The 6,892-nt window shown below is 73.7% G+C and carries 5 protein-coding genes and 1 pseudogene; 5 read left to right on the top strand and 1 reads right to left on the bottom strand.

The window, feature by feature from the left end; all coding sequences use genetic code 11:
* Positions 1–80: 80 nt before the first annotated feature.
* Positions 81–284 carry a hypothetical protein gene (locus WH85_RS53590; protein ID WP_245674389.1) on the bottom strand — a complete coding sequence of 68 codons (204 nt, stop codon included), beginning with the start codon at positions 282–284 and terminating at the stop codon, positions 81–83.
* 16 nt (positions 285–300) lie between these two features.
* On the opposite strand from WH85_RS53590, the gene cydC reads away from it, so the two are divergent.
* The 5 genes and pseudogenes from cydC to WH85_RS45595 all read left to right on the top strand — a co-directional run bounded on the left by cydC (position 301) and on the right by WH85_RS45595 (position 6,716).
* A complete protein-coding gene (gene cydC, locus WH85_RS45610; RefSeq protein WP_245674388.1) occupies positions 301–3,639 on the top strand; it encodes a thiol reductant ABC exporter subunit CydC in 3,339 nt (1,112 codons plus the stop codon).
* A 22-nt stretch (positions 3,640–3,661) separates the two neighbouring features.
* On the top strand, positions 3,662–4,216 hold the full coding sequence (locus tag WH85_RS45605; RefSeq protein WP_045748475.1) for a TetR/AcrR family transcriptional regulator: 555 nt from the start codon (positions 3,662–3,664) through the stop codon (positions 4,214–4,216).
* A gap of 137 nt (positions 4,217–4,353) precedes the next feature.
* Positions 4,354–5,376: pseudogene (locus tag WH85_RS45600) on the top strand (GAF domain-containing protein); the annotation flags it as partial.
* Between the two features lie 75 nt (positions 5,377–5,451).
* Positions 5,452–5,883, top strand: coding sequence for a methyl-accepting chemotaxis protein (locus tag WH85_RS54340; RefSeq protein ID WP_425394702.1), 432 nt, complete (start codon positions 5,452–5,454; stop codon positions 5,881–5,883).
* A gap of 152 nt (positions 5,884–6,035) precedes the next feature.
* Positions 6,036–6,716, top strand: a complete 681-nt coding sequence (locus WH85_RS45595) for a carbonic anhydrase (protein WP_281179164.1) — start codon at positions 6,036–6,038, stop codon at positions 6,714–6,716.
* The last annotated feature ends 176 nt before the right edge of the window (positions 6,717–6,892 follow it).

Genomic DNA, 6,892 nt, shown 5'->3' with positions numbered 1-6,892 from the left:
GCCTCCCCCGCCTCCCCCGCCTCCCCCGACTCCCCCGACTCTCCCGGCGATCTTGGTGCGGAAGCCACCCCCATCGGTGGTCAACGCACCAAGATCGCCAAAATGAGCGGCGCGGCAATCGGCGCGGCAATCGGCGCGACGAACGGCACGACGAACGGCACGACGAACGGCACGGCAATCGGCGCGACGAACGGCACGACGAACGGGGCGGCAAACGGCACGGCAATCGGCGCGACGAACGGCACGACGAACGGCGCGGCAAACGGCACGGCGAGCGGCGCCAAGGTGTCGCGGGGCCCGGTGGATCCGCGCCTGCTGAGGCACGCGGCGGCCAGCCGGGCCGGCATCGGGGTGCTGACGCTGATCGGCGCCGGTCAGACCGCCGCCACCCTCGCCGTCGCGGTCGCCCTGTGCCGGCTGGTCGCCGGGCCCCGGGACCACGCGGTGGTCCTGCTCGCCGGAGCGTTCGCCGTGCGCGGCCTGCTGGCCTGGCTGGAACAGACGGTGGCCCGCCGCACCGCGGCCCGGGTCACCGACGAACTGCGGCGCTCCCTGGTGACCGCCGTGCTCCGGCGCGGTCCCGCCTGGGTGGCCGCGTTCGGGGCGGGCCGCCTGACCACGGTGCTCGGCACCGGGCTCGACGCTCTCCGCCCCTGGTTCTCCGGTTACCTCCCCTCGCTGATCCTCGGTGTGCTCCTCCCGCCCGCGGTGGTCGTCACGATGGCCGTCGTCGACCCGGCCTCGGCCACCGTCGCGCTGCTCACCCTCCCGCTGATCCCGGTCCTGGGCGCGCTGATCGGCTGGGCCACCCAGGCCCGCGCGCAGCAGCGCTGGGCCGCCGACGCCCGGCTCGCCGGGCACTTCCTGGACGTCGTCCGGGGCCTGGCCACCCTGAAGGTCTTCGGCCGGGCCGAACGGCAGACCACCGTCATCGCCGGGCTCACCGACCAGCACCGGCGGGCCACCCTGCGGGTGCTGCGGGTCGCGTTCCTGTCGTCGACGGCACTGGACCTGGTCGGCACGCTCTCGGTCGGCCTGATCGCGGTGCAGGCCGGCCTGCGGGTCGCGGCCGGCGACATGGCCCTGGCCCCGGCGCTGCTGGTGATCCTGCTGGCGCCGGAGGCGTACCGGCCGCTGCGCGAGATGGCGGCCCGGTACCACGCCTCCACCGACGCCGCCGCGGTGATCGCCGACGTCGACGAGATCCTCACCGAGCCGCCGGCCGGCGGGCAGGAGACCGGGGACGGCGAGGCGGCGACCGTACGCCGGGCGCTGGGCCCGGTCGCGGCCGGCCGCTGGGGTGTCCGCGCCGCCGCGCTGACCGCCCGTTATCCCGGCTCGGTCACCGACGCGGTCCGCCTGGACGAACTCTGGGTCCGCGGCGGTGAACTGGTCGCCCTGCGCGGGCCGTCCGGGTCCGGCAAGACCACCGCGTTGCGGGTGCTCGCCGGTCTCCAGCCCGCCACGACGGGCGCGATCGCCGTCGGGCGCGCCTTCTACCTGCCGCAGCACCCCAGCCTGCCGCACGCGCGGACCGTCGCCGAGGTCTTCCCGCCGGGCACCGCCGACGAGGAGATCCGCTACGCGCTGCGGACCACCGGACTGGACACCGAGGTCACCGGCGGGACGGCGCTGGGTGAGGCGGGCCGGGGTGTCTCCTCCGGCCAGCGTCAGCGTCTGGCACTGGCGGCGCTGCTGCACCGCGCCGAGCGGGCCCTGCTCGAACAGCGGACCGGCGAGGCGACCGAGGCGGTGGTGACGCTGCTGCTCGACGAGCCGACCGCGCATCTGGACGCAGACGGCGAGGCCCGGATGATCGCCCGGCTGCGCGAGTTCACCGCCCGGGGCTGTGCCGTGCTGGTCGTCGCCCACCGCCCGGCCCTGCTGGAGGCCGCCGACCGCCAGGTCACCATCGAGGCGCCCGCGCCGGCGACGACGGTGGCGGCGACAGCTCCCGCGGCGCCGGCAGTGGTGCCGGCGAGAAGCCCCGGAACGCCACAGCCGCCGGCGAGTCCCGAGGCACCGCGGGAGGAGCGGTCCCGCTGGTGGGCACGTCCCGCCACGGCGGTCGTCCTCGGCGCGGGCTCCTCGCTCGCCGGCATCCTCCTCACCGGCGCCGCCGCCTGGCTGCTGGTGCGGGCCGCCACGCTCCCCCCGGTGCTCACGCTGTCCGCCGCGGTCGTCCTGGTCCGCGGCAGTGCCGTCGCCCGGCCACTGCTGCGCTACCTCGAACGTCTGGTCGCGCACGACGTCGCCTTCGCCCGGCTGGGCGCCCGGCGGGCCGGCGTCTACGCCGACCTGATCCCGCGGGTGCCCGGGCCCCGGCTCAACCGGCGCGGTGACCTGCTGACCCGGCTGGTCGACGACGTCGACGCCCGGGTGGACGGCCTGCTGCGCGGTCGTCTGCCGCTGGCCGCGGCGATCGGGACCGTCACGGTGGCGGCGCTGGCGGCCGGTCTCGCCGATCCGCTGCTGGCGGCGCCTCTCGCGCTGGGGGTGCTGGTCGCCGGGGTGCTCGCCCCCGTGATCGCCGGACGACTGGCGGCCCGGCAGGAGGCGGCCACCGGCGAGGCGCGCGCCCGGCTGCGGGACGCGATGGTCGAAACGGTGGCCGGCGTCGAGGACCTCAGCAGCGGGAACGGTGCTTCGGACGTACCCCACCGGAGAAGCCGGAGGCTCGCGGAGCTGGAGGCGCGGGCGGCGCGCAACGCCGGTCTGGCCGCGGCGCTGGCCCACTGCGGGTGGGGTGCGGCAGCAACGGTGACCGCGATCGTGCTGGCACGGTCCGGCCTGTCGGCGGAGTGGAGCGCGGTGGCCCTGCTCGGCATGATCACCCTGGGTGAGACGGTGGTGACACTGCCCGAGGCCGCCATCGCCCGGCGCCAGGCCGCGGGCGCCGAGGACCGGGTGGCGAGCCTGGCCGCGGAGCCGATTCCCGCCGTCTCCCGGCCGGGAGACGGCGGCACCGTCACCACCGCTCCGGGGGTACGCGTGACCGCCCTCACCGCGGGCTGGGACCGTGACCGGGAACCGGCCTTCCGCGGCCTGGACCTGGACCTGCCGGCCGGCTCCCGGACCGCGGTCACCGGGGTCTCCGGCAGCGGCAAGTCCACCCTGGCAGCGGTGCTGGCGCGGCTGCTCGACCCGGTCGACGGCACGATCACGATCGACGGCCGGGACACGGCCACCATCCCCGACGCGGAGTTCCGGCGGCGGGTGGCGCTGGTCGGCGACGAGACGGGGCACGTGTTCGCCTCGACGGTCCGGGAGAACCTGCGCCTCGCGGCACCCGGGGCGAGCGATCCGGAGCTGACCGCGGCGCTGGCCCGGGTCGGTCTCGGCGACTGGCACGCCGGCCTGCCGGACGGTCTCGGCACCTGGCTGGGTGCCGGCGGCAGCACCCTCTCCGGTGGTCAGCGGCGGCGGCTGGCGACCGCGCGGGCGCTGCTCGCCGAACCCGGCCTGCTGATCCTGGACGAGCCGACCGAGGGCATCGACGAGGCGGGCGCGAAGGAGCTGATGTCCGATCTGCTGGACGCGGCGTCCGGGCGTACCGTGCTGGTCTTCGCCCACCGGACGGACGGCCTGGACCTGGTCGACCGGATAGTTCCCTTCCCGCCCCATGTCCGGTTGGAGTAGTTAGTCCTTTACGCTGGCACGCATGGCACGCGCGCCGGCCCCGGGCACCCGCGACACGATCCTCACCGCGGCCGCCGGGCTCTTCTACGAGCACGGCGTCCGCGCCGTGGGCATGGCCCAGATCATCGACGTGGCCGGATGCGGCAAGAACCTGCTCTACCGGCACTTCGCCAGCAAGGCCGAACTGGCCGCCGCGTACCTGGAAACGGTCCGCCGCGAACGCGAACGCGCCGTCGCCGAAGCCCTGCGCTGGGCCGACACCCCCGCCGAACGGCTCCTCGCCCTGATCAGGGAGACCGCCGACACCATCGCCCGGCCCGGATACCGCGGCTGCGCCTTCCGCAACTACCTGACCGAGTTCCCCGGCGAGAACGACCGGCCCGCCCGGGTCGCCGCCACCTACCTCGCCGACTCCCGCACCCAGGTCGACCACCTGGTCCGGGCCCTCGGCACCCACGAACCGGACCTGCTCGCCGACCGCATCTGGCTGATCCTCGACGGCCTGCACTCCGGCACCCCCGCCCAGGCCCGCACCGCGGTGGGCTGGGTCGCCGAACTGGTCGGCCCGGCCGCCTGAATCGTTCGCCCCTTCCCGCCGGAGAAAGTCACGCGGATCCTCAACCCTCGCGGCCCGCTGCCGAATTGTCCCGCAACGAAGCGGCACACCGCCGCTTCACGGGGGGAGCCGGGTTGTTCAACAAGCGGAAGCAGCCGATGTCTGCACAGCTCAACGCGGAACTGGCCGAGGCCCGGCAGGACGTCCAAGCCGTCACCGCCACCGTGCGGGAGATGGAAAAGGCCAAGACCCCCGAAGAAGCCATCGGCAAGGCTCTCGCCCTCGTACGTGACCGCTTCGGCTGGGCGTACGCCTCCTACTGGCAGCTCGACAACACCGCCCAGGTGCTGCGATTCTCGCAGGAAAGCGGCAGCGTCACCGACGAGTTCCGCAAAGTCACCCTGGAAGCGAGCTTCGCCGAAGGCGTCGGCCTCTCCGGCCGGGCCTGGCGCAGCCGGGACCTGGTCTTCGTCAAGAACCTCGCCGACCTCACCGACTGCGTCCGGGCGCCCGCGGCGACCCGCGCCGGCGTCAAGAGCGGCGTCTGCCTGCCCCTCGTCGAGGACGGCAAAGTCGTCGGGACGATGGACTTCTTCGCCATGGAGGAACTCGACCCCACCGAGAGCCGCCTGAACGTGCTGCGCTCGGTCGGCGTGCTGGTCGGCGCCGCCCTGGGCCGCCTGCACGAGGAGGTCCGCCAGGAGAAGGCCACCCAGGACGTCGACGCCGTCTCCACCGTGATCCGGGAGATGACCCAGGCCACCAGCCGCGACCAGGCCCTACGGTCCGCCCTGGAGACCATCCGCAAGGACTTCGACTGGCAGTACGGCTCGTTCTGGAAACTCGACGAGAACGACCAGGTGCTGCGCTTCGCCCTGGAATCCGGGGACGCCGGCGCCGAATTCCGCCGGGTCACCATGTCCGCCTCGTTCGCCAAGGGCGTCGGCCTCTCCGGCCGGGCCTGGGCCCGCGGCGACCTGGTGTTCGTCGAAGACCTCGGCGAACTGACCGACTGTGTACGCCGGCCGGCCGCGCAGGCCGCGGGCGTCAAGTCCGGCGTCTGCCTGCCGATCCGGATCAACGGCCAGATCGTCGGGACGATGGACTTCTTCGCCACCCGCACCCTGATCATGTACCCGGGACGGGAGAGCGCGCTGCGGAACACCGCATTCCTGGTCGGACAAGCCCTGGAACGTTTCTCCTCCACCGAACACCTGCACAGCGCCGGCCGCGAACTCCTCGACTCGATCGCCGAGGTGGAACGCAACGTCGGCTCGGCCTCGGCCGTCGCCGCCAAGAGCGAACAGCTCACCGTCGAGGCCAACGAGCAGGTCGCCGCCCTCGGCGAAGCCAGCGCCGAGATCAACAAGGTGGTGCAGACCATCCAGTCGATCGCCGCCCAGACCAACCTGCTCGCCCTCAACGCCACCATCGAGGCGGCCCGGGCCGGCGAATCCGGCAAGGGCTTCGCCGTCGTCGCCGGCGAGGTCAAGGAACTCGCCCGGGAGACCGCCGAGGCGACCACCGAGGTCAGCCAGCGTGTCGCCACCATCCAGTCACGCGTTGATGAGGTCACCGCGTCACTCGCCCAGATCCACACCGCCGTCGAACAGATCAACGAGACCCAGGAGCTGATCGGCGGCGTCCTCAAGGAGCAGGTCGCCACCACCGGCGCCATCCTCAACTGAACCTCGTCACCACCACCGGCGCCATCCTCAACTGAACCTCGTCGCCACCACCGGCGCCAACCTCGACTGACCCTCGTCACCAGCGCCGGCGCCAACTTCAACTGAACCTCGTCACCAGCGCCAACCTCAACTGATCCTCAAGGAGTCACATCGTGTCGAACTTCAAGCCGCACAGCGTCGACGCCGGCGCGGACGAGTGCCCCTGGGCGCGGCTGCAGGAGGGCAACACCCGCTGGGTGGAGGGCCGCAGCACCGCCGAGGCGCACCGCAGCGGCGCCCGCCGGGCCGAACTGCAGGGCTCCCAGTCCCCGTTCGCCCTGGTGCTGGGCTGCTCGGACTCCCGGGTCCCCGCGGAGATCCTCTTCGACCAGGGCCTCGGTGACCTGTTCGTGGTCCGCACCGCCGGCCACGTCGTCGACGCGGCGGTCCTCGGCTCGGTCGAGTACGCGGTGGGCGTCCTCGGCGTCTCCCTGATCGTCGTTCTCGGCCACGACGAGTGTGGTGCCGTCGCCGCCGCCGGAAAGATCATCGACAACGCGAAGGTGCCGCCGGGCTACATCCGCGACGTCGCCGAGCGCATCGCCCCGAACGTGCTGCGCGCCCGCCACGCCGGCGCGGACAACCCGGCCGCGGTGACCGCTCTGCACTCGGCGTACACGCTGGAGCAGGTCCGCCAGCGCTCGTCGATGGTGGACGAGGCGATCCGCCGCGGCATGGTGGAGGCGGTGTCCGCCCGATACTGCTTCAAGACCGGCAAGGTGCAGGCAGTCGACCCGCGCACCGGCGAGGCAGAGACCCAGCACACCCGGCTCCCCCACGTCCTGGCCGCCTGACGGACTCCGGCCGCCACGCTCCTCGGTAGGCGGCCCGCCTCCCACCCGTTTGCACACACTGCCGACTGTTTCCCGTTGCCGCTTGACACGCACCGAGGGGCCGGCCCGTTCCCGGGCCGGCCCCTCGCGTTTCCCGGACTGCCTGCCGCCTTCCCGCCGACCTATCTGCCCGCCGG

Source organism: Actinoplanes rectilineatus (assembly GCF_000962825.1).
In the GTDB taxonomy this organism is placed as follows: Bacteria; Actinomycetota; Actinomycetes; order Mycobacteriales; family Micromonosporaceae; genus Actinoplanes; species Actinoplanes rectilineatus.
This window is presented reverse-complemented; position numbering and strand designations above follow the sequence as displayed.